This window comes from Streptomyces caelestis (genome assembly GCF_001279005.1).
GTDB lineage: Bacteria > Actinomycetota > Actinomycetes > Streptomycetales > Streptomycetaceae > Streptomyces > Streptomyces heliomycini.
Window position 1 is genome coordinate 69961 of record NZ_LGCN01000177.1, and the last position, 26909, is coordinate 96869.

26 protein-coding genes are annotated in these 26909 nt (G+C 71.1%); 14 read left to right on the top strand and 12 right to left on the bottom strand.

All coding sequences use genetic code 11. The annotated features are described in order from the left end of the window. Positions 1 to 46: 46 nt before the first annotated feature. Positions 47 to 1165: an ADP-ribosylglycohydrolase family protein gene (locus ADK41_RS15740; RefSeq protein WP_030822103.1), complete on the top strand. Its 1119-nt coding sequence runs from the start codon at positions 47 to 49 to the stop codon at positions 1163 to 1165. A gap of 159 nt (positions 1166 to 1324) precedes the next feature. Here the strand turns inward: ADK41_RS15740 and ADK41_RS15745 are convergent, their stop codons facing one another. From ADK41_RS15745 to ADK41_RS15755, 3 genes are all read right to left on the bottom strand, one after another. Further along, the gene (locus ADK41_RS15745; RefSeq protein ID WP_030822100.1) at positions 1325 to 2881 is read right to left on the bottom strand and encodes a sodium:solute symporter family protein; all 1557 of its coding nucleotides are present in this window, start codon (positions 2879 to 2881) and stop codon (positions 1325 to 1327) included. 219 nt (positions 2882 to 3100) lie between these two features. Further along, entirely contained in the window at positions 3101 to 4966 is a 1866-nt protein-coding gene (locus ADK41_RS15750) for an MFS transporter (RefSeq protein ID WP_030822097.1), read from the bottom strand. 111 nt (positions 4967 to 5077) lie between these two features. Further along, positions 5078 to 7501 (bottom strand): D-alanyl-D-alanine carboxypeptidase, encoded by a 2424-nt coding sequence (locus ADK41_RS15755; protein ID WP_420706732.1) that lies wholly within the window; start codon positions 7499 to 7501, stop codon positions 5078 to 5080. A 400-nt stretch (positions 7502 to 7901) separates the two neighbouring features. Between ADK41_RS15755 and ADK41_RS15760 the strand changes: the two genes are divergently transcribed. The 3 genes from ADK41_RS15760 to ADK41_RS15770 all read left to right on the top strand — a co-directional run bounded on the left by ADK41_RS15760 (position 7902) and on the right by ADK41_RS15770 (position 10265). Then, entirely contained in the window at positions 7902 to 8657 is a 756-nt protein-coding gene (locus ADK41_RS15760; RefSeq protein WP_030822091.1) for a GOLPH3/VPS74 family protein, read from the top strand. 332 nt (positions 8658 to 8989) lie between these two features. Next, a complete protein-coding gene (locus tag ADK41_RS15765) occupies positions 8990 to 9847 on the top strand; it encodes a helix-turn-helix domain-containing protein (RefSeq protein WP_030822088.1) in 858 nt (285 codons plus the stop codon). 226 nt (positions 9848 to 10073) lie between these two features. After that, entirely contained in the window at positions 10074 to 10265 is a 192-nt protein-coding gene (locus ADK41_RS15770; RefSeq protein WP_030822084.1) for a DUF397 domain-containing protein, read from the top strand. A 129-nt stretch (positions 10266 to 10394) separates the two neighbouring features. Here the strand turns inward: ADK41_RS15770 and ADK41_RS15775 are convergent, their stop codons facing one another. From ADK41_RS15775 to ADK41_RS15795, 5 genes are all read right to left on the bottom strand, one after another. Beyond that, positions 10395 to 11258, bottom strand: coding sequence for a MerR family transcriptional regulator (locus ADK41_RS15775; protein ID WP_030822081.1), 864 nt, complete (start codon positions 11256 to 11258; stop codon positions 10395 to 10397). Between the two features lie 80 nt (positions 11259 to 11338). Beyond that, on the bottom strand, positions 11339 to 11848 hold the full coding sequence (locus ADK41_RS15780) for a glutathione peroxidase (protein ID WP_030822078.1): 510 nt from the start codon (positions 11846 to 11848) through the stop codon (positions 11339 to 11341). 71 nt (positions 11849 to 11919) lie between these two features. Continuing rightward, entirely contained in the window at positions 11920 to 12741 is an 822-nt protein-coding gene (locus tag ADK41_RS15785) for an SAM-dependent methyltransferase (RefSeq protein WP_037803679.1), read from the bottom strand. A 505-nt stretch (positions 12742 to 13246) separates the two neighbouring features. Beyond that, a complete protein-coding gene (locus ADK41_RS15790; RefSeq protein WP_030822071.1) occupies positions 13247 to 13534 on the bottom strand; it encodes a DUF4190 domain-containing protein in 288 nt (95 codons plus the stop codon). Positions 13535 to 13656: 122 nt separating this feature from the next. Further along, on the bottom strand, positions 13657 to 15885 hold the full coding sequence (locus tag ADK41_RS15795; protein ID WP_030822068.1) for an MMPL family transporter: 2229 nt from the start codon (positions 15883 to 15885) through the stop codon (positions 13657 to 13659). Between the two features lie 272 nt (positions 15886 to 16157). Between ADK41_RS15795 and ADK41_RS15800 the strand changes: the two genes are divergently transcribed. From ADK41_RS15800 to ADK41_RS15825, 6 genes are all read left to right on the top strand, one after another. Next, positions 16158 to 16889 carry a TetR/AcrR family transcriptional regulator gene (locus tag ADK41_RS15800; protein ID WP_030822065.1) on the top strand — a complete coding sequence of 244 codons (732 nt, stop codon included), beginning with the start codon at positions 16158 to 16160 and terminating at the stop codon, positions 16887 to 16889. Positions 16890 to 16929: 40 nt separating this feature from the next. Then, the gene (locus ADK41_RS15805) at positions 16930 to 17292 is read left to right on the top strand and encodes a hypothetical protein (protein WP_037803675.1); all 363 of its coding nucleotides are present in this window, start codon (positions 16930 to 16932) and stop codon (positions 17290 to 17292) included. Between the two features lie 100 nt (positions 17293 to 17392). Next, positions 17393 to 18259, top strand: a complete 867-nt coding sequence (locus tag ADK41_RS15810) for an AraC family transcriptional regulator (protein ID WP_030822060.1) — start codon at positions 17393 to 17395, stop codon at positions 18257 to 18259. A gap of 35 nt (positions 18260 to 18294) precedes the next feature. Then, positions 18295 to 18579 carry a hypothetical protein gene (locus ADK41_RS15815; RefSeq protein ID WP_030822057.1) on the top strand — a complete coding sequence of 95 codons (285 nt, stop codon included), beginning with the start codon at positions 18295 to 18297 and terminating at the stop codon, positions 18577 to 18579. 282 nt (positions 18580 to 18861) lie between these two features. Then, on the top strand, positions 18862 to 19494 hold the full coding sequence (locus tag ADK41_RS15820) for a response regulator (protein ID WP_234318621.1): 633 nt from the start codon (positions 18862 to 18864) through the stop codon (positions 19492 to 19494). Between the two features lie 394 nt (positions 19495 to 19888). Then, positions 19889 to 20560 (top strand): enoyl-CoA hydratase-related protein, encoded by a 672-nt coding sequence (locus ADK41_RS15825; protein ID WP_030822051.1) that lies wholly within the window; start codon positions 19889 to 19891, stop codon positions 20558 to 20560. Positions 20561 to 20591: 31 nt separating this feature from the next. Here the strand turns inward: ADK41_RS15825 and ADK41_RS15830 are convergent, their stop codons facing one another. Next, a complete protein-coding gene (locus tag ADK41_RS15830; protein ID WP_030822047.1) occupies positions 20592 to 21104 on the bottom strand; it encodes a DUF6584 family protein in 513 nt (170 codons plus the stop codon). A gap of 601 nt (positions 21105 to 21705) precedes the next feature. Between ADK41_RS15830 and ADK41_RS15835 the strand changes: the two genes are divergently transcribed. The 4 genes from ADK41_RS15835 (at position 21706) to ADK41_RS15850 (ending at position 25392) form a co-directional block, all read left to right on the top strand. After that, entirely contained in the window at positions 21706 to 22314 is a 609-nt protein-coding gene (locus tag ADK41_RS15835; RefSeq protein WP_030822044.1) for a superoxide dismutase, read from the top strand. Positions 22315 to 22971: 657 nt separating this feature from the next. Then, on the top strand, positions 22972 to 23655 hold the full coding sequence (locus tag ADK41_RS15840; RefSeq protein ID WP_030822041.1) for a DUF2238 domain-containing protein: 684 nt from the start codon (positions 22972 to 22974) through the stop codon (positions 23653 to 23655). A gap of 224 nt (positions 23656 to 23879) precedes the next feature. Beyond that, positions 23880 to 24812 carry a hypothetical protein gene (locus ADK41_RS15845; RefSeq protein WP_030822038.1) on the top strand — a complete coding sequence of 311 codons (933 nt, stop codon included), beginning with the start codon at positions 23880 to 23882 and terminating at the stop codon, positions 24810 to 24812. Between the two features lie 265 nt (positions 24813 to 25077). After that, positions 25078 to 25392 (top strand): hypothetical protein, encoded by a 315-nt coding sequence (locus ADK41_RS15850; RefSeq protein WP_030822035.1) that lies wholly within the window; start codon positions 25078 to 25080, stop codon positions 25390 to 25392. A 154-nt stretch (positions 25393 to 25546) separates the two neighbouring features. Here ADK41_RS15850 and ADK41_RS15855 read toward each other — a convergent pair whose 3' ends face one another. From ADK41_RS15855 to ADK41_RS44265, 3 genes are all read right to left on the bottom strand, one after another. Then, entirely contained in the window at positions 25547 to 25993 is a 447-nt protein-coding gene (locus ADK41_RS15855) for a hypothetical protein (RefSeq protein WP_030822031.1), read from the bottom strand. Next, positions 25990 to 26256 carry a hypothetical protein gene (locus ADK41_RS15860; protein WP_030822029.1) on the bottom strand — a complete coding sequence of 89 codons (267 nt, stop codon included), beginning with the start codon at positions 26254 to 26256 and terminating at the stop codon, positions 25990 to 25992. Before ADK41_RS15860 ends, ADK41_RS15855 begins: the two co-directional genes overlap by 4 nt. 169 nt (positions 26257 to 26425) lie before the next feature. Next, positions 26426 to 26800, bottom strand: coding sequence for a hypothetical protein (locus tag ADK41_RS44265; protein WP_051843029.1), 375 nt, complete (start codon positions 26798 to 26800; stop codon positions 26426 to 26428). Positions 26801 to 26909: the final 109 nt, after the last annotated feature.

Consider the following 26909-nt stretch of genomic DNA (forward strand, 5'->3'; position numbering starts at 1 on the left):
ACAGTGCTGGGCGTCGTACGTACGGACGGTGCCCCGGGAGGTCTTGGTGGGCGGTACTGCCGGGCCCGTGTGGGGGCGTCGCGAGCAGCAGGACTTCCGCGGCCGGGTGCGCGGGACGCTGCTCGGGGCGGCCCTCGGGGACGCGCTGGGCGCGCCCGTGGACGGGCTGACGGCCGACGGGATACGGGAGGCGCACGGCGCGGAGGGCCTCGTCGACCTCGCCCCCGCCCACGGCCGGCGCGGTGCCGTCACCCACCACACCCAGCTCACCCTCTTCTCCGTGGACGGTCTGATCCGCGCCCAGGTGCGGCGCGACACCGGCGCCTGGCACCCGCCGACCGACCTGCACCGGGCGTACCTGCGCTGGGCCGCCACCCAGCGGGACTGGGGCCCGGACGAACGGCGCGAGGAGGACGGATGGCTGGCGCGCGAGGAGTGGCTCTACGCCCGCCGGGACCCCGTCCGCACGCTGCTGCTGGGGCTCGGGGACGACACCATGGGGACGCTCGAGGCGCCCAAGAACCCCGGTGCGGCGGGGCCCGAGGCCGCCGCCCGGTCCGCGCCGTTCGGGCTGCTCGTCGGCTGGGACCCGCAGCTCGTCGTGCAGCTCGCCGTGGAGTGCGCGGCGCAGACCCACGGCCACCCGGTCGCCTGCCTCGCGGCGGGCGCGTACGCCGTGATCGTGCACGGGCTGGCCCGGGGCGAGAGCCTGGACGCGGCGGTGCGGCGCACGCTCGCGCTGCTGGCCGCCCGGCCGGGGCACCAGCCGGTGTCGGACGCGCTCCAGCACGCGCTGGGCGCCGTACGGCAGGGGGCGCCCACCCCGGGGCGGGTCACGGAGCTGGTCGGGAACGCCACCGCCGAAGGGCTGCTGGCCGCCGCCGTGTACTGCGCGCTGGTGGGGGAGGACGTACGGCAGGGGCTGTGCCTGGCCGTGAACCACGACGGACCCAGCGCCGCCGCCGGGGCGCTGACCGGCGGGCTGCTCGGGGCGCTGCACGGCGAGACGGCCCTCCCGCCGGCCTGGCTGGCCGAGCTGGAGGGCCGTCCCACGATCCTGGAGCTCGCCGACGACTTCGCGATGGAGATGACCCAGGGGCCCGCACTGCACGGACCCGCGGGGGCTTCGGCGGCGTGGCTGGCGCGGTACCCGCGGAGGGCTTGAACTCGGGGGATTTCGCCCCGCCGCCCCATCCCCGGCGCGCGGGTGGGTGGTTGTTCGCGCAGTTCCCCGCGCCCCTCAGGGGGCGCGGGGAACTGCGCGAGGGGGGTCTGGGGGCGAAGCCCCAGGGACGGGACGGGAAGGGGCGGCGGGGGCGAGGAACTACGCCTGATCCCGCACCGGCGCCGGCGAGGGCACCGCGGCCGCCGCGGCCGAGTCACCGTCACCGTCGGTGTTGACACGCTCGATGATCGCCATCCGCTCCGGGGTGTCCTCCGGCTTCACGTAGCCGATCAGGACGTAGAGGACCAGCGAGACCGCCAGCGGGATGGAGACCTGGTACTCCAGCGGCACGCCGCCCTCGACGGCCCAGTGGATCGGGTAGTTCACCAGCCAGAAGGCCAGCAGGCCCAGGGCCCAGCTGGTGAGGGCCGCCGTCGGACCGGAGCGGCGGAACGGCCGCAGCAGGCCCAGCATCATCGGGATGGCGATCGGGCCCATCAGTCCGGCCACCCACTTGATGACGACCGTGATGATGTCCTTGAAGGCCGGCGAGTTGACCTGCGTCGCGACCGCCATGGACAGGCCGAGGAAGACCACCGTCGTCACGCGGGCCGCGATCAGACCCGACCGGTCGCCCCACAGCCGCGCCCGCTCCGACAGCACCGGCGCCACGTCACGGGTGAAGACGGCCGCGATGGCGTTGGCGTCCGAGGAGCACATGGCCATCGTGTGGGAGAAGAAGCCGACGATGACCAGGCCCAGCAGGCCGTGCGGCAGCAGCTGCTCGGTCATCAGGGCGTAGGAGTCGGAGCCGTCCGCCTTCTGGGACTCCACCAGCAGCGGCGACATCCACATCGGGAAGAACAGGATCACCGGCCAGACCAGCCACAGCACCGCCGACAGCCGCGCCGAGCGCTCCGCCTCGCGGGCGTTGGGGGTGGCCATGTAGCGCTGGGCCTGGTTGAGCATGCCGCCGTTGTACTCGAACAGCTTGATGAACAGGAACGCCAGCAGGAAGATCGTGCCGTACGGCCCGACCAGCGGTTCCCCGTGGCCCTGGAGCTCCGGCTCGTCCCACGCCCCGAGGAAGCCGCCGTGGTCGCCGAGCTCGGCCACCACCGCGACGAACATCGCGATGCCGGCCAGCAGCTGGATGACGAACTGCCCGAGTTCGGTCAGCGCGTCCGCCCACAGGCCGCCGATGGTGCAGTAGATCGCCGTGACGACGCCGGTGATGAGGATGCCCTGGTTGAGCGAGACGCCGGTGAACACCGACAGCAGGGTGGCGATGGCCGCCCACTTCGCGCCCACGTCCACGATCTTCAGCAGCATGCCGGACCAGGCCAGCGCCTGCTGCGTCTTCAGGTCGTAGCGGTTCTTCAGGTACTCCAGCGGGGAGGCCACGTGGAGCCGGGAGCGCAGCCGGTTGATCCGCGGGGCGAACAGCTTCGACCCGATGGCGATGCCGAAGGCGATGGGGAACGACCAGGTGACGAAGGACGTCACACCGTAGGTGTAGGCGATGCCGGCGTAGCCGGTGAACATCACCGCGCTGTACCCGGACATGTGGTGGGAGATACCGGAGAGCCACCACGGCATCTTGCCGCCGGCCGTGAAGAAGTCGCTGACGTTGTCCACCCGCTTGTGCGACCAGACACCGATGCCGACCATCACGGCGAAGTATCCGATGAGAACCGCCCAGTCGAGACTGTTCATGTCCCCCCTTCCAGGGTCTTCCTTGTGAACTCCGCTCAGCTGGTTGGCACTTCGCCTGAGCGGGGTAGGGACGAGGAAGGCCGCGAAGTGCCCGCTCATCCTGGGCGTTATGGCGCGATCATGACAAGGAAGCGTAAGGTCAAGAGAACGTAAAAATGTTCGGCTCATTGACCGGAGTTCATGGTTGTGAACTGGCGGGGCGGGGCGGAACCTCCGGGCTCAGTGCAGCTCGTCCGGGCAGGGCGTGCCCCGGTCCCACTGGTAGGGAGCCGCCAGGCGGTACGTCCCCGGCTTCGGCGCCAGCAGCATCGTCCAGGTGTCGCCCTCCGCGTCCTCCTCCGTCTCCCTCAGACAGCCGTGGACGTTCTCGTACGTCTTCGGCTCACCCTCGGGACGGTTCTCGGACTCCTCCGTCTCCTGCGGCGGCTCCAGCTTCTCGCCCTCCGCGTCGACGAGGCTCAGCCACGGCGAGTACGGGACGCGGATCAGGATCCGGCCCGCCTTCTCCACCCGCAGCGTCCACTCGCCCTGCTCGGCCCGCTCCACCACCGTGTTCGGCTCCGCCAGCGGCGTCGGCTCGTCCACCGCGAACAGCTGCCAGTTGGCGTCACCCCAGATCTGCGTCAGATACGGCAGGCCGCGCTGCACCAGCTCCCGCTCCCGCTGACCGCCGTCACCGTCCGGCTCGTCCTTGGGCAGCACCACGAAGCGCACGCCCCAGCGCTTGAGCCATTCGCGGTAGTTCGCCGAGTTGAGGGTGTCGTCGTAGAAGAGGGGGTTGCGCTCCATGTCGGCCTGCCGGTTCCAGCCCCGGGCCAGATTGACGTACGGGGCGAGCGCGGACGCCTCACGGTGCGAGCGGGCCGGTACGACCTCCACCCGGCCCCGCCAGGCGCCGACCTCCTGGAGCTCGTTCACCAGCGGCGCCAGCTCGCGCGCCCAGGACGCGCGCGGAGTGGTGTGCACCACGTCGTCGACCGACTTGAAGCCGATCCAGCCGGTGAAACCGACGAAGGCGACGACGATCGCGTACCACTTGAGGGACTTCGGCGCCGCGAACGGCAGCGCCGCCACCAGCGCCACCCCGCCGAACAGCATCGCCAGCCGGGTCATGTTCGACCCGATCTGCGAACTGATCAGCCAGACCAGCACGATCCCCAGCCCGTACACGGCGGCCGTGATCCGTACGGTCCTCCACTCCGCGGGGACCAGGACGTACACCAAGGCCGAGTACAGCAGCGGCAGGACCACCGACCCGAAGCCCATCGGCTGCGTCCCCGAGAACGGGAACAGCCAGGCCGACACCGCCACCACCGCGGTCGGCGCGAGACCCAGCGCCCACGCCCCCGGCAGGCGCTTCTGCAGGAACAGCGCCACCGCCACCAGCCCCACGAACAGCCCCGCGACCGGCGAGGCCATCGTGGCCAGCGCCGCCAGCGGGGCCGCGCACAGGGCCTTCGCCCAGCGCTTGTAGCGCCAGCGGTGGGGCCAGCAGAAGACGACGGCGACCGCGCCGAGCGCGAACACCGTGCCGAGCCCGTACGTCACCCGCCCCGAGGCCGCGTTGCACAGCAGCGCGAACACGCCCGCGAGCGCGGCCCACAAGGGGTTGCGCACCGCCCGGCTGCGCATCAGCACCAGCGTCAGCAGCCCCGCCGACACCGTGCCCGCGATCATCATCGTGGTCCGCACCCCGAGGACCGACATCAGGTACGGCGACACCACGCTGTACGACACCGGGTGCATACCGCCGTACCAGGCGAGGTTGTACGCGGAGTCCGGGTGCCGGCCGACGAACTCGGCCCACGCGTCCTGCGCGGCGAGGTCGCCGCCGCTGTTGGCGAACGTGAAGAACCAGACGATGTGCAGCAGGCCGGCGAGCGCGGTGACGGACAGCACCGGGTGGCGCAGCATGCGGGCGCGCACGGCGAGGACGGCGGCCATGGGGGCGCCGGGGGTGCGGGAGGCGCCCGGGGTGTCCTCAGCGCCCTCGGGGGGCCGCTGAGCCCCGGACACCGGTATTCGCGGGCCGGATCCCGGGTCCGGATCGGCGTCGTCGGCGCGTGTCGGCTCCGCTGTGGCCACCTGAAGACACTCCCCGTATCCCGTTCCGCTTGCCCGTTTCGTGACGCTAGCACGCGGCCCGGCGGCCGTCGCCCGGGTGGGCGGCGGCCGCCGGCTCCGTACGGTCCCGGATCAGCTCAGGCGCGTCAGCCTGTCCGTGAAGCCGGGCTCCACGAGGTCCTCCTGCAGGGCGACCGGCACCTCGACGGCGCCGCTCGTGCCGTCGCCGACGGTGAGCGCGCCCGCCTTCGTGCCGGCCTTCGCCGTGTGCGGCACCTCGTCCCCGGCGAACGTCAGCTTCACCGACAGGCCCGCCCAGCCGACGGCCTTGACGTCCTCGGTGACGGCGACGGGCGTACGGCCGCCGAGACCGTCGTCCACGTACCCGACGACGTCGCCCTTCTTCAGGATCTTCGCCGAGGTCAGCGCCTCCTGGGCGGCGCGCAGCGCGGGCTTGCTGACCTCGTTGACCGTCGTCAGGATCGGGCTCTTGTGCTGGCCGAGGATCGCGCCGACGACGATGACCGCCTGACCGTCCACCTCCTTGCGGGCGGCGAAGAGCAGGTTGCCGCCGGCCTTGGTGGTGGAGCCGGTCTTGATGCCGATCGCGCCCATGGTGTAGGGCAGCTCGTTGTAGTTGCTCCAGTACTTCCCGCTCGGGTCCGTCCAGCTGGCCGCGCTGGTGATGGCCACCATGGCCGGGATTCGCATGGCCGCGATGCCGAGCTTCGTCTGGTCCTCGGCGGTGGAGACGGTGGTCTCCTTCAGCCCCGAGGGGTCGGTGTACGTCGTGTTGGTCATCCCGAGCTCCTTGGCGGTGTCGTTCATCTTCTTGACGAACGCCTCCTCGGAGCCCGCGTCCCAACGCGCCAGCAGACGCGCGATGTTGTTCGCGGAGGGGACCATGACGGCCGACAGCGCCTGCTTCTCGGTGAGGGAGTCGCCGGCCTTGACGGTGTTGAGGGTGGACTCGCCGACCTTGTCGTAGCCGCCCTCCTCCTCCGCCCTCGCGTCGACCTCGATCTTCGGGCCTTCCTCACCGGGCTTCAGCGGGTGCTCGCGCAGGATGATGTACGCCGTCATGGTCTTGGCGACCGAGCCGATGGCGACCGGCTTCTGCTCACCGAAGTGGTCCATCGAGCCGATGCCGTCGCCGCTCATCCACCCCTGGCCCTCGTCCGGCCAGGGCAGCTTCACCTGGTCGCCGTCGAAGGTGTGGGCGTCCTCCGCGGTGAGCACCAGGCTGGGAGCCGGCAGCGGCCGTACGGCCTGCACGATCGCGAAGACGATCACGAGGAGCACGACCAGCGGCGCCCAGATCTTGACGCGCCGCACGGCGGTCCGCAGCGGGGTCTGCGGGGGCGGCGGGGTGTTGGTCAGCTCGGCCAGCAGGTCCAGCGGCGGCCTGGGCGGCAGCGGCTGCTGCGTGGTCCGCTCGGGGCCGACCTGCGGGAGCGAGGCGGTGGGGGCGGCGGGCGTGGCCGGGGGCTTGCGGACGCCGAGGTCCCCGTCCCGCTTGAGCGCGACGAACTTGCTGGTCCGCTCGGCCTCGGTCTCGCGGCCCGCCGTGCCCAGCTTGAGCATGGTGGTGGGCTGGTCCACGGCCGGCGCGGAGGGCCGCCCGGTCCGGAACACGGCGGTGGGCTGGTCGACGGGGCCCCCGGCCTTCGGCCGGCCGTCCCGGTCCTCGTCCTCGCCCTTCGCGCCGGCGTCGTCCGCCGCTCCGGACCCGTCCGCGTCGTGCCGGTCGTCGCCGTCCTCGACGGAGGCGTCGTCGGCCGCTTCCCGGGCAGCCGGGGCCGCGCCCGCGGGGACGACGGCCTTCGCCGTACCGGCGGCCCCGGAGGAGCCGCCCTCCTCCGCATCCGCGCCCGGCCCGTCCTGCGCGGCGCCCCCGGCCTCGTCCCGGTCACGAGTGACGTCGCTGTGGGGCGCGTCTGTGGTCGTTCCGGCGTCCCCGGCCCCCTCCTCGTCGCGGGACGCGTCGTCCGCGGGGGCGGCGGCCTTGGACGCGTCCGTGTCCGTGCCGGTCGCGGAGGCGTCCTTGCCGGGTTTCTCGGGCCCGTCCTGGTCGTGGGAGGCGTCGGCTGCGCGCTTCGGGGCGTCGGTGCCCGTGCCGGTCCCGGAGGCGGCCCGCGCGGCGTCCCCGGCCTCGTCCTCGGCGCGGGGCGCGTCGGCCGTGGCGGCGGGCGTCCCGCTCCCGGCGCTCCCGGGCTCCTTCCGGTCGCGGGAGGCGTCCGCCGCATCCGTGGGAGCGTCCGCGGCCTCGTCCTCCGGCAGCGCGGCGGCAGCCGTCCGCCCGGAGGCGTCCTCGTCCGCGGTGCCCGCCCGGCCGGGCTCCGGCTTCGTCCCGGGCCCGTCCTGGGCGCCGGAGGCGCCGGACTCCGGCGCGTCCGCGGCCGTACCGGTCCCGGAGGCGTCCTCCGCCCCGTCGGCGGCGCCCTCCGGCCCGTCCTCGTCCGGTTCCGCCGGACGGACCCACGTGGCCGCCGCCTCCCGCAGGCGACCGGACCCCTCACCCCCGTCGGCGGGTGCGTCGTCGCGCGCCGACAGCACACGGGTGGTCGTGTCGACGTTCCCGCGGCCCTCCGAGGACCCGGCCCCGCGGCTCACCGCCAACCGGGGGTCCCGCTTCCCGGGAACCGGGCCCCCGTTCCCCGACGTCGTTTCTTCCGACGACTCGCGCTGCTTCGACCTGTCGGGGGACTCGCCCGCCACCGATGCCTCCTCATGTGCCGCACGCCCCGCGTGCGCCAACCGAACCGTGAACCGCCCCGCCCGCGACAGCACTCCGCAGCGCTGTCCGAACCATGTACCAGTGTCCTGTGTGCGGGCTTCCCCCACCTGGTAGACGAGAACGACATAGCCACTGGTTCCACTACGAACCGGTCACGCACCCTCGACAGACCAATGTGAGAGGGGTCACCCTGTCATTCATCCACGCGGGGAGGCATGGATGGGCAGGAGCCGCAGAACACTTCCGGAGGAGCTTCTGCTGCTGGCGCTGGACCCGACCACGGGTACCACCGCACAGCCGCAGTCGCTCGACCTGGGTCTGGCCGGAGCACAGCTAGTGGAGCTGGCGCTGGCCGGACGGATAGCCCCAGACGGGGATCGTATCGCCGTGGTGGTGCCACGGCCGACTGGAGACCCAACACTGGACTGCGCGTTGGAGTTGCTGCGAAGGCGCGGCGCTCCGGTACGGGCGGTCCACTGGATCGGCGGGCCGCGTCTCGGGCTCCGCCAGGTCTACCTCACGCATCTGGAGCGGTGCGGCATGGTCGCCGCCGTGGCCGGACAGATGTGCGGGGTGCTGCCGACGACTCGCTACCAGGCGACGGACACCGAGATCAGCCGGGAGATCAGGTCCCGGCTGGACTCCGCGATCCGCACCGGCGTACCGCCGGACCCGCGGACCGCGGCGCTCGCCGCCCTGGCGCACGCGGTCGGCCTCGGCAAGCACCTGTACCCGGGGAACGAGGGACGCTCCTCGCGTTCCCGGTTGCGGGACCTGATCCGGCACGACCCGATGGGCGGACTCGTCGCGCACGCCGTGATGGACGTCCAGAACGGCGCGGCGGCCCAGCCGCGCCGCAGCCCCGCTCCGGCAGGCCGGCAGGCCCCCGCCGGCGGCCGGGGCGCACCGGAACCCGCCCGAGGCGTTCCGGCGCAACCGCACCACGGATCCATGGCACGCGCCGCGGCCCACTGAGCCGCAGGCCCCCGGGGCCGACAGCACGACACGGCGGGCGGATCCAGGGCAGCCGAACCCACGGCGGCCGGATCCACGGCCGACGGACCCGGTCACGGGAGCCGCGGTCCGAGCGGGGCGGGGAGAACGCACGGGTTCTCCCCGCCCCGCTCGGCGCACCCGCGTCCGGCGCCGTCGCGGGCCGGCGCCCGCCACCACACCGTGAAGTGGCGCGTACCCGTCGCACATCCCCCGTTTCCCAGCGGTGGGAAGCACCTTGGTGGCAGTCTGCTCACCAGCAGACACGCAAAGTGGCAAGCAGTACGAGGCACGCAGCCGGAGGTGCACGTCCCGTGGCGTCCAATGTCAATCCCACCGTCAGGCGGCGCCGGTTGGGCCAGGAGCTGCGCCGGCTCCGCGAGGTCAAGGGCATGACCGCCGAGGAGGTGGCGGAGCGGCTGCTGGTGTCGCAGTCGAAGATCAGCCGCCTGGAGAACGGCCGGCGGAGCATCAGCCAGCGTGACGTCCGCGATCTGTGCGGGGTCTACGAGGTGGAGGACCAGCGGATCGTCGAGTCGCTGATGCAGATGGCCAAGGACTCGCGCCAGCAGGGCTGGTGGCACGCCTTCGGCGACATCCCGTACAGCGTCTACATCGGCCTGGAGACGGACGCGGAGTCGCTCCGCGTCTACGAACCCCAGATCATCACCGGTCTGCTGCAGACCCGCGCGTACGCCGAGGCGATCGTCCAGGGCGGTTCGCCGGAGTCGTCCGAGCAGGACAACGACAAGCGGGTCGAGGTCCGGCTGCGCAGGCAGGGGCGGATCACCGCCGAGAAGGACCCGCTGCGGCTGTGGGTGGTGCTGGACGAGGCGTCGCTGCACCGGGTCGTCGGGAGCCGGCAGGTGATGCGCGAACAGCTGGAGCACGTCATGGAGTTGTCCCAGCTGCCGCACATCACCGTGCAGGTGCTGCCGTTCGAGGTCGGCGCGCACGCCGGCATCAACGGCCAGTACTCGATCCTGGAGTTCGCCGACGCGGCCGACTCCAGCGTCGTCTACATCGAGGGCGTCACCAGCGACCTGTATTTGGAGAAGCCGCACGACGTGCAGAAGTACACGGTGATGTACGAGCACCTGCGGGCCCAGTCGCTGAACGTGGAGGCGTCCCGGCAACTCGTCGAGCGCCTCGCGAAGGACTACGCGCGCTGAGGGCCGGCCGGGAAGTGGCGGGATGCTACACCGCTGACAGGCCGGCTTGGAAGACTCGCCTGGCACATGCCACCCGGTCGAGTGAACGGTCGCTCCGGAAGAAGAGAGTGGCGAGTAGCGTCGATCACGCCAACCACCAGCGGAGGTTGGCGAAATCCGTTCCGCGGGCCCACGCCGGAACACGCGGGACGGTGACAGCGACTCAGCATCTGGCTACGGAGCGAACATGGCAATTCGTCTGGGCGCCACGGAAACGTGGACGACGTCCTCCTACACCAACAACAACGGCGCGTGCGTGATGGTCAGGTCGACCACCGAGGCGGCGCTGGAACTCGGGGACACCAAGGTCCCCGAGGGTCCGAAGCTGTCCTTCCCCGCGGACGCGTGGAGCGCCTTCGTGGCCTCGGTCAGGAGCTGACCGGTCCGGCGATCGGCCGCCGGTCCGCACCGGACCGGCACGAGCACCACCGACGGGGCCCTCTCGACCAGTTCGCCGTCCTAGCCGAGAGGGCTCGGCCCGTAACCCCTCGGCCCGTAACCCCTCGGTTCAGCCCGACGCACGGCCCACCGGGAAGGCCACGTCGCACACCGGGTCCTCGGGACCCGCGGCGTCCCAGTCGGCGAAGTACACCTCCCGGCAGGGGCCCGTCGGCGTCAGCCCCGCCGCCTTCATCCACTCCTCCACCGCCTCGAAGGCGGCCAGGATCTGCGGATGCGCCACCTGCGCCTTGGTGATCCGGGTACGGGCCAGCCGCTGCGCCGGCTCCACCCGCACCGTCGTCCCCCGGGCCCGGCCCCGCCGCTCCGCCCAGGCCCGCGCCGCCGCCTCGTCGACGACCGGCACGCACGCCTCCGCGGGGCCGTCGCTCTCCACGGACACCTCGGAGTGGTACGCCACGAACGGCGCCCCGGCGACGCCCCCGCACTCCCGGGCCGCCTCCTCCAGCCGGCCCAGCGAGGCCCCGATCCACGCCGGCAACTCCTCCGCCAGCACGTGCCGCACCTCGGTGACCAGCACCTGCGCCGGCACCTCCACCGTCTCCACCACGAACGTCCCGTACATCTCGGAGCTCCTCCCCGACAACCGTCCACGGAGGTACGCGGCGAGCGTCCGCCGTCCGGCGTGCCGCTCCTCGACGTCCGCCCAGTAGGCGGCGAGCCGCCTCGCGGCCGTCGCGCCGTCGTCCGCGTCGACGACCTCGGCGATCCGGGCCAGCGGCATGTCGAGCTGCCGCAACAGCGCCACCAGCCGGGCGCGTTCGACCTGGCCGGGCCGGTAGAACCGGTAGCCGGTTGCCCCGTCGACCCGTGCCGGGGCCAGCAGCCCCAGCCGGTCGTACAGGCGCAGCGCCTTCGCCGACAGCCGCGCCCGCGCCGCGAACGCCCCGATGCCGATCAGTTCCTCGTCCACGCCGACATCCTCCGTCGCCGGACGGTCCCTCCGCCCGGCGACGGTCACGCTCACCCCTGCCCCAAGGGCAAGGTCAACGGTCAGCCGAGCGCCTTCTCCACCGCCGCCACGACCTGAGCGGACTCCGGCTCGGTCTGCGGCGAGAACCGGGCGACGACCTCGCCGTCCCGGCCGATCAGGAACTTCTCGAAGTTCCAGCGGATGTCCCCGCTGTGCCCCTCCGCGTCGGCGAACCCGGTCAGCCGCTCGTACAGGGCGTGCCGCCCGTCCCCGTTGACCTCGATCTTCTCGGTCATCGGGAAGGTCACGCCGTACGTCGCCGAGCAGAACTCGGCGATCTCCTCCGCGCTGCCCGGCTCCTGCCCGAGGAACTGGTTGCAGGGCACGCCGAGCACGGTGAAGCCCTGCTCCGCGTACCGCTCGTGCAGCCGTTCGAGACCGGCGTACTGCGGGGTCAGCCCGCACTTGGAGGCCACGTTCACCACGAGCACGACCCGCCCCGCGTACCGGTCGAGCCCGGCGGAGCCACCGTTCAGCGCACCGATCTCGACGTCGAGGGGGGAGGAACCGTTCTTCTCTGCAGTCGTCATGAACGGGAGCCTAGCCCCACGGCGCGCGGCGGAGCGGCGCTCCGGGCCCTCCGCCGCGCCGGGGCCGGCGGTCAGGGCTTGCGGCCCACGCCGCAGTAGGCGTCCACGGCCGCCGCCGTGTCGTCGTCGTCCGTGTCCGGCCGCCATTCCGGCACCCGTACGACGCCCGGCTTCACCAGCTCCAGCCCGTCGAAGAACCCGGCGATCTCGTCGACGGCGCGCACGTGGTACGGCACGGCGCCGCTGGAGTTGTACGCCTCGGACGCGGCGATCATGCCCTCGCTGGTGGCCGTGCTGTCGCTGATCACCAGGTGGCTGCCCGGGGGGAGGCCCGCCATGAGCCGGCGCACCAGGTCGCGGGCCTGCTCGTAGTCGGCCACGTGGCCGAGCGTGTTGAGGATCATCAGGGCGACCGGCCGGGACAGGTCGAGCGTCCCGGCGGCGGCCCGCAGCACGGCCTCGGGGTCGTACAGGTCGGCGTCGAGGTACGCCGTCCTCCCCTCGGGGGCGCCGGCGAGCAGGGCGTTCGCGTGGGCCAGCACGATCGGGTCGTTGTCGACGTACACGATCCGGGCGTCCGGGGCGACGCGCTGGGCCACCTCGTGCGTGTTGTCGGCGGTCGGCAGCCCCGTGCCCACGTCCAGGAACTGCCGTACGCCCTGCTCACCGGCGAGGTACCGGACGGCCCGCCCCAGGAACCGCCGGCTGGTGTGCGCCACGTCCGCCAGACCGGGGAAGATCTCCTTGATCTGGTCGCCTATCTCCCGGTCGACCTTGTAGTGGTCCTTCCCGCCGACGAAGTAGTTCCAGAACCGCGCCGAGTGCGGCTTGGTCGTGTCGATCCGGGCGCGGGTCGCGAAACCGGAGCGGTCCTGGGTGATGTCCTCGGGCACGGGCGAGCCTCCTGGAGTGGGCGGTCGAGGGCCGGTTCCCCCAATCTAGGCGAACCGGCCTTCGCGCACGGGGAGTTCGCGGACGGGGGAGCACCGCCCCGGCACATCCCCGGTTTCCCCTCCGGGGCGGCCGCGACGGCCCGGCGGCGGCGCCGTTCCCGCAGGGCGCCCACCGCGGCGCGGGCGGCGTCGCCGCCACCGGCGTGCCCCGCCTGCCGGCGTACCGCCCCGGCGCGACCCCGCCGACGCGGTCGTCCGCCTCCTCGTCCTGCGCGCGAGCGCCCTTGTCCCCGCCCACGCGGCCGGCGCCCCGTTCTCCGACGCCCGCACCCTGGCCGGCACCGGCAGTGTCCCCCTGCGCCCCGGCGCGGTCCCGGCATGCCGCTCGCCGTACGGCTGAGCGCCGGCCCGGCTCGCCGGTTCCCGCGGTCACGGGGCCGCACAGCGGAGCGCGGGTGGGTACCCGGTACCCACCCGCGCGCGAACTCGCCCTCCCGCGGGGCCACTAGCCGCCCACGTACCAGCTGAACCCGCCGTTGTTCGCGGCGACGAGCAGCAGCACGAGCCACAGGACCACGTCGACGACGCCGAGGACGATACCGGCCTTCGCCATCCCGGCACCGTTCTTGACCGACGTCTGGCGGCGGGCGACGGCACCGAAGACGATGGCCAGCGGGCCCAGGATGATGTTCAGGACGAACAGTCCGACGATGCCGCAGCACAGACTCGCGATCGCCAGGCCGTTGGTGCGCGAGCCGGAGGACGCGGCGGAAGAGCTGCCGTAACTCGTCATTGGATACTCCCGGTTGTCGGTTGCACGGACCGAACGGGCCGCAGTTTCAGTACTCTTGACTTGCTCGTTCCGAATGCCCCCTCGCCGCGCTCCCATGTCAGCCGGCCGGACGACGCGTCCCGTCAGACCCTCGTCAGGTCCTTCACGTGCGACGACTCCGCCGTCGGGATGGCCCCGGGCCCGCCCTCACTGAGCCCGAACCGGTCGTGGAGCCTGCGCAGGGAAGGGGGCGCGTACCAGGCCGAGCGGCCGAGCAGGCGCATCGCCGCGGGGACGAGGACACCGCGTACGGCGATGGCGTCGATGAGGATGGCCAGCCCGCTGCCCAGGCCGAACATCTGCATGAAGCCGATCTTCGAGGTGCCGAAGGCGAAGAAGCTGATCGCGAGCAGGCAGGCCGCCGCGCTGACGATGCGCCCGGTGTGGCCGAGGCCGTCGGCGACGGCGGACTCGTTGTCCGCGCCCGCGGCGTGGAGTTCCTTGATGCGGCTGGTGACGAACACCTCGTAGTCCATCGACAGGCCGAAGGCGATGCAGAACATCAGCACCGTCATCGCCACCTCCATCGGCTGCGCGGTGAAGCCGAGCAGGGAGGAGAGGTGGCCGTCCTGGAAGATCCAGGTCATGACGCCGAGGGTCGCGCCCAGGCTGATCAGGTTCAGGACCAGCGCGCGCAGCGGCTGCACCACGCTCCCGGTGAACAGGAAGAGCAACAGGAAGGTGGTGAGCGCGACCAGCGCGACGGCGATCGGGAGCCGGTCGCCGATGGAGTCCTTGGAGTCGACCAGCTGGGCGTCGACGCCGCCCACCAGGGGGTGCGCCCCCTCGGGCGGGGTGACCGCCCTGACGTCCTCCACCAGGTCCTGGGCCGCGTCCGACTTCGGCACCAGGCCGCTCACCACGGTGATCCGCTGCGCGTCGCCACGGCCGAGCGCGGCGTCGCCGGGGCCGGCCGCCGCGGGCCGTCCCCCGGCGTAGCCGCCCGTACTGGCCTCGACGCGGACGACCCCCTCGACTCCGGACAGCGCGACGGCGTACGCCTCCAGCCGCGCCCTGCCCACCGGCTCGTCGATGACGACGTGCAGGGCCGAGTCCTCGCTGCCGTCGAAGTTCTCCCGCAGGGCGGTGGCGACCTGGCGGCTCTGTGCGTCCTCGGGCAGCACGCGCTCGTCCGACGTGCCGAAGGTGATGCCCAGCAGCGGGCTCGCCGCCAGCAGCAGGACCGCGAGCACGGGGAGCGCGGTGAGCGCGGGCCGCCGCATGACGGTACGGGCCAGCCGTCCCCACAGCGGCGGCACCCGGGTGCCGGAGCGCCCCGGCTTCGCCCACGGCAGTCGTCCGCTGTCGACCCGGTGGCCCAGGACGGCCAGCAGGGCCGGCATGACGAACAGGGTGGCCACGGCGGCGACGGCGACGACCCCGAGCCCGGCGAAGCCGAGCGAGCGCAGGAAGTACTGCGGGAACACCAGGAGCGCCCCGAGCGCCGCCGCCACGGTCGCGGCGGAGAACGCGACCGTACGGCCCGCGGTGCTCACCGTGCGCCGGACGGCGTCGTCCACGCTCGCCCCCGCCGCGAGCTGCTCCCGGAAGCGGCTGATCATCAGCAGGGCGTAGTCGATGCCCAGTCCGAGGCCGAGGGCGGTGGTGAGGTTGGTCGCGGTGTCGGCGACGTCGGTGACGCTCGCGAGCAGGGAGAGCTGGGCGAACGAGCCGATGACGGCGATGAGGGCGATGACCAGCGGCAGCAGAGCCGCGACCACGCTGCCGAAGACGAACAGGAGCAGGACGAGGGTGAGCGGTATGGCGATGGCCTCGGCCAGCACCAGATCGTCGACCACCTGCTTCGACATGTCGCTGTCCACGGCGGCCCCGCCTCCGGCCCGGACCGTGAGGACGTCCTCGTACGTTCCCGTGTAGGCGTCGAGCACCTCCTGGGCGTTCTCCCGCCGTTGTGTCTCGTCGCCCGTCACATGGGCGAGCACCATGGCCTCGCTGCCGTCCCGGGAGCGGAGGTCGTCGCTGCCCGACTCCCAGTACGAGACGACGTTGGTGAGCCTCTTGTCCGCCGAGAGGTCGGCGGCCAGGGCTTCCCCGCTCCGTCTGGCGGCGGGAGCGTCGACACGGCCGTCGGAGGTCCGGACCAGCAGGACGAGATTCGTCTCGCCGCCGAACTTCTCGGCGATGACCTCCGCCGCACGGGTGGACTCCGAGGCGGGGTCGTCGAAGCCGCCACCGAGGAGCTTGCCGAACGCGCCGACGCCGAGTACGCCCATGAGGGCCACCGCCAGGACGGCGACGACGAGCACCACCCGGGATCGCCGAATCGTCAATTCGGCCAAACGTTCGAACATATGCGGTCTCCTTGGTGTCGGAAGAGGGGCGGGGGTTCGCAGGTGCGGAGGATCGGGGGAGACGAGGACGACGTGTGCCGACCGGATGCGCGGGAGGGCCGGCGCGGTGCCCGCCGAGGCACTCGCTCCGTGCGAACGGGTACGTGTCGCACTCCTCGTCGCCGCGAACGACGTTAGTCAGGAGGCGACTTATTGAGCAGGAGGAGTTTTTTCTGACAGTGTCAGTTTTTACGAGTGCTGCGCAGTTTTCCGTCGCGTCATAGGGTCACCTCATGCCCGCAGTCGAACACCCGACGGCCCCGCCCACGCTGCGCCAGCGCCGCCGGGCCGTCGCCACCCAGGAGATCGTCGAAGCCGCGGAGCGCCACGTCGTCGAACACGGCCCCGCGGCCCTGTCCCTGCGGGCGGTCGCCCGCAGCCTCGGCATGAGCGTTCAGGCGCTCTACCACTACTTCCCGAACCGGGACGCCCTCGTCACGGTGCTCATCACCCAGGCGTACGACGACTTGGCCGACGCGGTGCAGAGCGCGGCCGACACCGTGCCGGACGACCCGGCGGTACCGCGGTTCGTGATCGCGGCCGAGGGCTACCGCAGCTGGGCCATCGCCCGTCCCGAACTGTTCCAGCTCCTGTACGGCACACCGCTGCGCGACTACGCGGCGCCCTCCGAGGGCCCGACCACCCGCGCGATGCGCCGGATGAGCGCGGTCTTCCGGCGCGTGCTGTTCGACGGGTTCACCGAGGCGCAGCTCGCCGCCGCCGACACGCGCACGCTCTCCTCCCCGCTCCGGGCGCACCTGGAAGCCCTGCCACCGGACGGCGCGCCGGCACTGCCGGCCCCCGCGACGGTGCTCATGCTCAGCGGGTGGGGTCATATGCACGGCCTTGTCGTCCTGGAGGTGTTCGGCCACACCTCCTTCATGGGCGACCACCAGGCCGAGATCTTCCACATGGCGATGCGCGACCTCCTCACGGACATCCACCGCCGCATCCCCGCACGGTGAGCCGGTGCCGGACGGCCCGGCGGACGGGCAGGATGACCCCATGACGAAACCGCCCGCACAGAAGACCCGTCGCACCTCCTCCGGTTCGGTGCTGTCGTTGTGGTCGCAGGACTCCGTGCTGTCGATCGGCTCGGTGGGTTCGGTGCTGTCCGTGGGATCCGTCGGGTCGGCCCTGTCGGTCGCCTCGATCGGAAGCGCCCTGTCGGCCGGATCGATCGGGTCCTCCCTGTCGCTGCTCTCCGTCGGCTCATGGCTGAGTACGGGATCGCTGCTTTCCGCGCAGTCCCGGTGGTCGGTGCTGTCCCGGCGTTCCACGCGCGGTTTCCTGACGGCGGGAGCGGTGGCCGGGAGCGCCCTGCTGTCGGCCCGGGCGCTGCACGGGAAGGACACCGGCACCACCTGACCCGGACCGGCCGCACCCGATCGGATCGGGCACGGATCGTCGGGTCGGGGAGGGGGCCGCTTCCTACCGTGGTGCACACGAAACAGGAAGGGGACCGGGAGTGCTGGAGCGTCTCAACCAGGCCCTGGAGCACATCGAGGGCCGCCTCGACCAGCAGGTCGACGTGGCCGAGGTGGCCCGTATCGCGGCCACCTCGGAGTACCACCTGCGCCGGATGTTCTCCGCACTCGCGGGCATGCCGCTGTCGGAGTACGTACGGCGCCGTCGGCTCACCGTCGCGGGCGCCGAGGTGCTCGCGGGGCGGGAGCCCCTGCTGGAGATCGCGGTGCGCTACGGCTACAGCTCGGGCGAGGCGTTCGCCCGGGCGTTCCGCGCCGTGCACGGCATCGGTCCGGGCGAGGCCCGGCGCACCGGTGCCGCGCTTGTCTCCCAGCCCCGCTTGGCCTTCCGCCTCACCGTCGAAGGGAACAGCAGCATGCGCTACCGCGTCGTGGACAAGCCGGACTTCACCGTCGTCGGGCTCAAGACCCGGGTGCCACTGGTGCACACGGGACCCAACCAGGCCATCATCGACTTCGTCCGCGGGATCGTCCCGCAGGCGCTGGAACGCCTGGAGAAGCTGTCGGACCAGGAGCCGCGGGGCATCGTCGCGGTCTGCGACGACCTGGACCCGAGCCGCGCCGAGGGCACCGAACTCGACTACTACCAAGGGGTGATCACGGCAGCGGCCGCCCCCGAGGGCGCCACGGTGCTTCCCGTCCCGGCCGGCACCTGGGCGGTCTTCACCACCTCCGGACCGGCCCCGCGGGCCATTCAGGAACTGTGGCGGGACGTGTTCACCCAGTGGTTTCCGTCCAACCCGTACCGAGGCCGCCCCGGCCCCGAGATCCTGCGCACCACCCTGTCCTCCGACGGGGCCGAAGCGGACGCCGAACTGTGGCTCCCGGTGGAACGGGACACCGACTGAACCCGGCCGAGGGGAAGTCCGGCGATACTGGGCCGATGCCGGGGCAGCGCAGGAGAAGACGTCGACAGCAGGACGAAGCGCGGCGGGCCGCTGATCGATTCGCACCCGACGCGGGCCGCTGGGAGGTGCTCTTCGAAACCCGGGACGAGTCGGAATGGCACGCCCACATCCGCCGCCTCCGGGCGTCGGACCCGCGGATCGACTGGTCGGCGGTGCGGGTGGACACACTCTGCGGCCGCCTGGCGCACCCGACCACCTTCCGCCTGAGCCTCTTCGTCCCGAAGGGCGAGCCCGCCCCGGACCGGGACTCCTCCACGTAGCGGCACGCGTGGCGCACGACCCCGTACACCACGAAGGGCCGGCCCAGTGTCCGGGGCGACCGCGCCCCCTTCGTCCCGGCCTACTGGCCGAAGGCTTGTCGAGGGTCAGCGAACCGGCCGGAAGGCCCCTGAAGGCCGTCGGTGATCGGCTGAGGTCGGGAAGACTGCTGTACGGCGCCGCTGTACCGCCAAATCCCCCGGCGGTTCGGCTCAGCGCCTTTCCCCGGAAGATGTCCGGTGAAGTGACCCCAGGGCGAGGGCTCTTTCTCCGATGATATGGAGATGTCCGACGTTTTATGGATAAAGATCATCGGGACGATCCCCGCGATGCTCTGGGTGGCCTTCGCCGTCACCGTGTTCTTCACTCTGCGAGGGACGCTCGTCCAGCAGATGGTGCCACGACTGACTGCCGTACGAGCATTGGGCGTCGAAATCGAACTCGCTGCCGAACTGCTCGACCGCGCTCAGGACGAGAGCCGGGCGACTGTCACCGCGACCGCCAGGCGTACAGCGCTGGGCAGGCTGGAGCACGCTGCCGATGTGCTGCGGGGCGGCAAGATGTTGTGGGTCGACGATCGCCCGGAAGGAAATGCTCCGCTTGTCGAGCTCTTCCGGGCGGTCGGCATGCACGTCGACGTAGCTCTGTCCACCGAGGAAGCCACGCCCCTGTTCCGCCGCAGGCCGTACGACGTCATCATCAGTGATCTGGACCGGGACGGCGATCGGCAGGCAGGCATCAAGATGCTGCGCGTACTGGACCAGTACGGAATCGATGTGCCCGTGGTGATCTATACGGGAAGGTTTGACCCCGAGAGGGGTGTCGATCGAAGGATTTTCGCTGCCACCACCGCGCCGGTTGAACTGGTCCACTACGTGATCGATCTTATGGAGCGGGCACGGTTGGGGCCTCCCTGATCTCGCGGTCGCGTAGCTCACCCGGATCGGCATCGCCACGGACGTCTGCACGTGCGTCGCCCAAGGCGCCCGGCGGCGAGGCCGTCAGTCACATGGGCCACCCGCTCGGGAGACGCCGCATCCGCCAGTAACCGCCCGCGTCGATGCCGAGAGAGAGGGAGCGCCATGGGCCGGCCCCGTCGTCGGCGCCGCCGGCCGCGCGCCGCTTCCCGCCGCGGGCGAGGGCCGGCGCACGCCTTCCCCGTGCCGGCGGGGCGACGCACGGGGACGGCGTCCTCGGAGGCCTGAGTGCCAGGACGTCGGGAAGGCCAGGCCCCGGACTCACTTGTCTTGCGTGACCCACGTCGCGCCCCATAAGTTACTGACGAGTAGACCGCTTGTCGAAGGAGCCGTCATGCCCTCGCTCGACCGTCAGGAAAACGTCTTCGTCCTCGACCTGGGGGACGGCGAGAACCGCTTCCACCCCGACTGGATCGGCGCGGTCGGCGCCGCGCTCGACGAGGTGGAGAAGGCGGAAGGCCCCCGTGCCCTGGTCACCGCCGCCACCGGCAAGATCTACTCCAACGGGCTCGACCTGGAGTGGCTGTTCGCCCACGCCGACCAGTACCACGACTACGTCGTCTCCGTGCACGGACTGTTCGCGCGGATGCTGTCACTGCCGGTCGTCACGGTGGCCGCGCTGCAGGGCCACACGTTCGCCGCCGGCGCGATGTTCTCCCTCGCCCACGACGTTCGCGTCATGCGCGCCGACCGAGGCTACTGGTGCCTGCCCGAGGCGGACATCGACATCCCCTTCACCCCCGGCATGTCCGCCCTCATCCAGTCCCGGCTGGCGCCGCAGACCGCGCACGAGGCCATGGTCACCGCCCGCCGCTACGGTGGTGCCGACGCCGCAGCCGTCCACATCGTCGACCAAGCGGTCCCCGAGGAGGCCGTGCGCTCCACCGCCATCGAGACCGCCCGGGCCCAGGTGAACAAAGCAGGCGACACCCTCGGCACCATCAAGGCCCGCATGTACGCCCCGGTCCTGGCCGCCCTGCGCGACACCGCCAACCCCCTCGGCTGACCGGCGCCACACCGATCTGCCGACGGACGAGTCAGCTGAACAGGGCGATCAACCCGTTCAACCAGATCCCCACCATTGCGAGGAGGGCGATCAGGCAGCCGGTTCCTGCCAGGAAGCCGCTGAACTTCCTCATGGCGGAGCCCGGTTCGTCATCCAGGGCGGAAGGCGTCGAGTCCCAGTCCACCGGGCGCCCCAGGGATTCGGAGCAAGCGGTGCGTACCGCCGTCAGCTGCTCCACGGCGAACTCGGACGGAGCGAGCGACTCGGGGCCGCTCCACGCGAGTGCCCTCATGCGCTCCCGGGGCGTCCGGTACCTCGCTTCGAAGGCGGAGGTCTCGGCCGCGTCCCGGTCCTCCTCGAGATACATCCAACGCCCCGCTTCCGCGGGCTCGCCGTACAGCCGGTACACCTCTGCCAGGCGGCGGCGGAGGGTCAGGTCGTCGGGGTAGGAGGAGACCAGTCCGCGTAGGCGCTGACGCGCCATGGGCACGCGACCGGCTGCCAGATCCGCGTCGACTCGGGCGAGGGTGGCTGTCAGGGGCATGGACGCATGATCGGCCAGGCCGGTGGGGCGATTCGACTCCTTTTCACCGGCCGAGTGGTCGACCCCGGTTCGGTGAGGCAGGACGGTCCGGCTGCCGCTCGCCGGTTGCGGAGTTTCCCCAGCAGCTCCAGGCCCGCGCCGTCCTCTCGGTGGCCGACGACCGGTGACCGGCAGCGGTGAGCGGCAGCGGTAAGCGGACGTCCTCCACCATCGTCCGCTGGTACGACAGCAGGACAGAGGCGCTGACGCGCGTCCCCGTCCGGCGTTGCTGATGACGGTTGCGGATGCAGGGCCCCCTCGGTGCGACCTATGAGCGGGAGGGCGGAGCAGCGGCCCCCCGGATGCGGAAGATCCCACTGAGCGAGGAGCGCGCCGCCCGCCGGGGTGAGGCGCGGGGCCGGCCGGATCCGGCGGACGCCGGTTGAGAAGACGATCACCTTCCCGGAAGGACCACACCCATGCCGGGCGCTGTGCCACCGAAAGCTGACGGGCCGACCCCGCCACGACTCATGCTGATGCAATGAGCAAGTTGTTGCAAGTCATTCGCAATAAAGTCGTAGGGTGTCCCAGGACGATCAACTCATCGAAGGAGACGCGCCAGATGGGCACCTACGCGCTTCCCGACCTGCCGTACGACTACTCGGCGCTCGCGCCGGCCATCACGCCGGAAATCCTGGAACTGCACCACGCCAAGCACCACGCCGCCTACGTCAAGGGAGCCAACGACACGCTGGAGCAGATCGCGGAGATCCGCGACAAGGACCAGCTCACGCCCACCGGCCTCGTCGGCCTGGAGAAGACCTACGCCTTCAACCTCTCCGGGCACGTCCTGCACTCGATCTTCTGGCAGAACCTCTCCCCGGACGGCGGCGACCGCCCCGACGGAGCGCTGGCGACCGCGATCGACGAGCACCTGGGTGGCTTCGAGGCCTTCAAGAAGCAGCTCACCGTGGCCACCACATCCGTGCAGGGCTCGGGCTGGGGCGTGCTCGCCTGGGAACCCCTGGGCAAGCGCCTGATCGTGGAGCAGGTCTACGACCACCACGGCAACGTCGGCCAGGGCAGCACCCCGCTGCTCGTCTTCGACGCCTGGGAGCACGCCTACTACCTGCAGTACAAGAACGTCCGACCGGACTACGTCACCAAGCTCTGGGACCTGGTCCACTGGGAGGACGTCGCAGCCCGCTACGCCGCGGCCGTCGGCGCCTGACCGACGTCATCACCTCCTGACCAGGGCTCCGGACGTCCGCGTCAGGGGCGGGGTGCCGGAGGATCGCCGGCACCCCGCCCCTCGCGCGCTGAGAGCCATGACGCCTGTGCGCCGTCCTCCTCCCCGCGGCACAGGCACCCTCACCCCTTCTCATCACGCCCGCCGCCGACCCGGGTTCGGACCACGACCCACGAGGGTGAGAGGCGAGTTCCGCCTCGACCAGCCGATCGGCAACGCGGGCGGCGCCGGCGGCAGAACGGCGCCATGACGAACTCCTCTGGCTCGATCCCCGTGACCTGCCCGCATGAAGGCGGCCCTGGTGCAGTTCACCCCGGATGTCGGGGTGCAGGCCACCGTGACGGGCCGGGCGCGGGGCCGCTCCCGTACGGCGGTACGGGAGCGGCCCCGCGCCCGGTGGTGATCCGTATGCCGGAGTCCGTTGTCCGCCACACGCCGGCCACCCAGGGCGCCCGAACAAAGGACGACGGCCACCACCTGGACCCGGCCGCACCGCTGCTCACTTCCTGAGTTCCGGCCCGGGCCTCCCGCTGAGGTCCCCACCCGCTTTCCACGCACGGCAGATGAGTAGGCGCACTCATGCCGGGCTTCGCGACGACCCCGAGGATGGCGACAGCACACAGACAAGAGGAGCACACGATGTCCGCCATCAACATGTCCGTCAACCCGTCGCCGTCGGACGTACCGCCGGCCCCCGGCGGTACAGGTCGCCGACTGCCCGCCGTTCTCGTGGCCGTCGTCGCCGCAGCGCTCATGGCGTCGGCGTGGGGTGCCAAAGAATCGACCACCTGGCTGCTGGAGACGGTGTGGGTGATGGTGGGCCTGCCCCTGGCGATCCTGCTGCGGCGGCGGTTCCCGCTGAGCGGCCTGCTGTGTGGTCTGCTTGCCGTCCACGCGCTGGTCCTGATCGTGGGTGGGCACTACACCTACGCGGAGGTCCCGGCCGGTGACTGGGTGCGCGACTGGTTCGGCCTGGAGCGCAACCCCTACGACCGCTTCGGCCACCTCATGCAGGGCTTCGTCCCGGCGATCCTGGTCCGGGAACTCCTCGTCCGCACCTCGCCGTTGCGCGGCAGCCGCTGGCTCGCCCCGCTGACCGTCTGCGCCTGCCTCGCCTTCAGCGCCGTCTTCGAGATGCTGGAGTGGGCGGCGGCCGTGATCGGCGGACAGGCCGCCGACGCGTTCCTGGCCACTCAGGGCGATGTCTGGGACACCCAGTGGGACATGTTCTGCGCACTGATCGGCGCCACCTGCTCACTGCTGCTCCTCAGCCGCCTGCACGACCGCAGCCTCACTCGCCTGCCACGTGCGGCGAAGAACTGAACCGGTCCCTCAGCCCGGCGTGGTGTGCGGAGCGAGGAGCCTCGCCGTCCGCAGCCGCATCAAACGCTGACCATCTCCTTACGCGGTCTGGCGTTCAAGTGAGTGGAAGACTTCAACGAGCACCGCGAGTATTTCCGGCCGGGCCCCGCTGGCGGAGGGTGCGGATCGGGTCGATTGACCAAGGGCATCATCGGCGCACCGTAGTCGCCGTCTACGCTCTTGACATGCAGCGCAGCGATGTCACGCGGAACGACGGCGCGTGGGTGGGCCTGTCCTTGGACGTACAGGACCGCCACCAGCCGGAGCTGTGCATTTTCACTGCTGGACCACGGCTGCTGGTCTCCCAGTCGTCGAAGCCTGTGCTGCTCGCTGCCGTCGAAGAGCCCTTACAAGGCGTGGACTTCTGGCGTACCGACGAGTACCGCTCCTTTGTCCCACCGCTGCGCGCCGACGTGGGGCGTGCCCTGTCGCGCAGCCCGCAACGGTGGGCTCACCGCTTCGCGCACTACCTCATCGACTCACCGGGCAGCCCGTTGCACGAGGGCCGGTGGCTGCTCTCCTGCGAGAGCCCGCTCCTGCGCTGGCGTCACGCTGCCACTTCGCATGCCGAGTACTGGAGCTCGATGCTCGTCGAGGGCCATCCGAACGGATACATCGACTGGTTCTTCCACTCCACATCGTTCGAGGTCCTGCCGCTACGGCCCATGCCCGGCCCGGGCGACAGCCGAGTCAAGGCGTACCGCAAGCAGGTCCGCGAGGGGACGCTCCCACCCGTTCTGTTGTGGTGGGTCAGTGGTCTGGACTGTCATCTGATCCTGGACGGTCACGCACGACTCGCCGCGGCGATCGCCGAGTCCATCGAGCCTCCGCTGCTGCAGTTGCACCGCACCATGCCGCGCGATGACCTGGCCACACGTATCGATGACGCTGTGGGCTTCTACGAGTACGAACTGGAACGCTTCGCCGAGCTCCGCGCCGTCCACGGTCCCACCGTCCCGGACGGCTCCGCCACCGCCGGCCCACAGCTCGTCCGCCTCCTCCACGATGCGAACACCGCAGAACAGCCGACCTGGGCCTGGCCCTTGCCCGGAGGGGAAGGCCAGTGGCATCGCATCGCACGCGAGGCAACCCTCGGCAAGGACTGGCTTCGTACCTGAGCCCTGCCGATAGGACACACCCCAGGGGGAAACTCAGGGGAACCTCAGGCGCCCTTCCCTTCTGTGTCCCCGGCAGGATTCGAACCTGCGACACCCGCTTGAGGAGTTCGATCCGGGCCCGCCCCGGAGGCCGTCGTCGGCGGGTGCGGCAGCCGGACAGGGATGCTGATGTACACCTTCATCCGGCGTCGTTGATGTCCCGCGTGGATGTCACGCGTGGATGTCAGAGCGGAGCAACCCGCGCGCTCGCTGGCACGATGAGCCAGTGGTTGACCTGGAGCGCATCAAAGCAGAGACCGTGGCGTACTTCCGAGCACTCGATGAGAACGCCACCCTGCGGCACCACTTTCGTCACGCTGACGAGGAGGGGGGCTTGTGGTACATCGAGGCGGTACGCGACCGCGGCGAGTTGATCGTGATCAAGCAAGCCGAGCTGACTTCGGCCGGCCAACTCCACCGGTACAGCTGGGAGCACCTGGAGGACGAGCGCGGCTTCCTGACAGACCAGGCGATCAATCCTGAAGAGGACCCGCTGGAGGCCATCCCGGCCGAAGAGTTCCTGCGGGTGTGGACGCAGTGAACAGCGTCTGATCCCGCACCGTGGTGCAGACCTGCGAAGCCGACTCGGGAGGGGCGCGCACGTGGTGAATGCGTGCTGGTGGGTGTCGTACGGTGAATGCGCGGGTTGCCCGGCGGAAGTCGGCGAGCAACCCGAGTGAGGTGTACGCGCCCCGTCAGACCTTCTCCACTCGTACGGGGCGGCCTGCGAGAAGCTGATTCAGATCATCGGTGTCCGAAGTGAAGACGGTCGCCTGGGCTCCCCGCTCGGCTTCCTGTGCGGCCACGGCCGCAAGGACGGCATCGATGGCGTACTTGTGCCCGTGCAGGCCGGCGGTCTTCAGCATGTCCCGCGCCGTGGCGATCACCTGGTCGTCCGTGTGCACGATGCGGATCCGGGACAGTGTCCAGTTCCACAGTGCCTGCCTTGACGTTTCGCGCGGATCCCATGCCTCCAAGGTGGTGAGGGCCGAGGTGACGACGGGGATGTCGAGCCGCGGAGCCGCCTTGATCAGCGCGATCACCTCCCGATCTCCTCGAATGGCCTTGGAAAGGGCCTCGGAGTCGAACACGAAGACGCGTTGTCGTGGCTGGTGCAGCTTCGCTCGGGTGGTGCGGCTCACGCGGCCGCACCGGGGTGCGATCGCTGCTCGTCATGCCAACCGTCGATGGCGGCGATGCGGTCCAGCGCTGCCTGCTGCTCGTCGTCCGTCACCGGCCCGTGCTCCTCCTCGAGGCGTTCGGCCAGCTCGCGCAACCGGTCCATGGCGTCCTGATGGGCGGCGGCGGCCGCGATGTAGCCGGACACCCCTCGTGCGTCGACACGCTCCTTGATCGATTCGACAAGCTCTTCCGGCACGGTAATGGTGATCTTTCGAGTTGCCATACTTGAAGTATGCCAGGCTCTGCGTCAGGCGACCTGGCTTTCTCCGCGGCCCGGCCCGGAGGTTCCCCTCGTCATCCTTGTTCAGGGCGCCGGCCTCTCCAGATCACCACCAGACGATCAGAGGTGTCAGGTCCTCCGGGTGATCGATGAAGGCCGATCTCTGACGTCCCTACCGATGGCTCGGGCGCGTACCCGCGGACGGCGTGGCGACAGCCGCCCTGCGCGGTCCTCGAAACGGCGAAGGGCCGGCCCCGGAGAAAAGCTCTCTCGAACCGACCCTTCTGTCCGTGCCCCCCGGCAGGATTCGAACCTGCGACACCCGCTTGAAGAGTTCGATCTCGTCGATGCCGATGCGGCGCCCGAGCTGCCTGCTCTCCTCGCGGGCCCAGCGGTCCAATAGCGTGCAGTACCGGACGTAGGCGCTGGCGGGCCATCCGTCCTCACCGAGCGAGCCCCACTTGCAGGTGTTCCTGAGCGTGGCGGCCACCTGGGAGTCGAGGATCACGCACGGGTGGTCGAGAACGCTGCTGCCAGCGAAGTACAAGACCTTGGTCGAGAATGCCGGGCCCGGATACGCAATGGCGTTGCGGCGTTGCGGCGTTGCGGCGTTGCGGCGTTGCGGCGTTGCGGCGTTTCGGCGTTTCGGCGTTTCG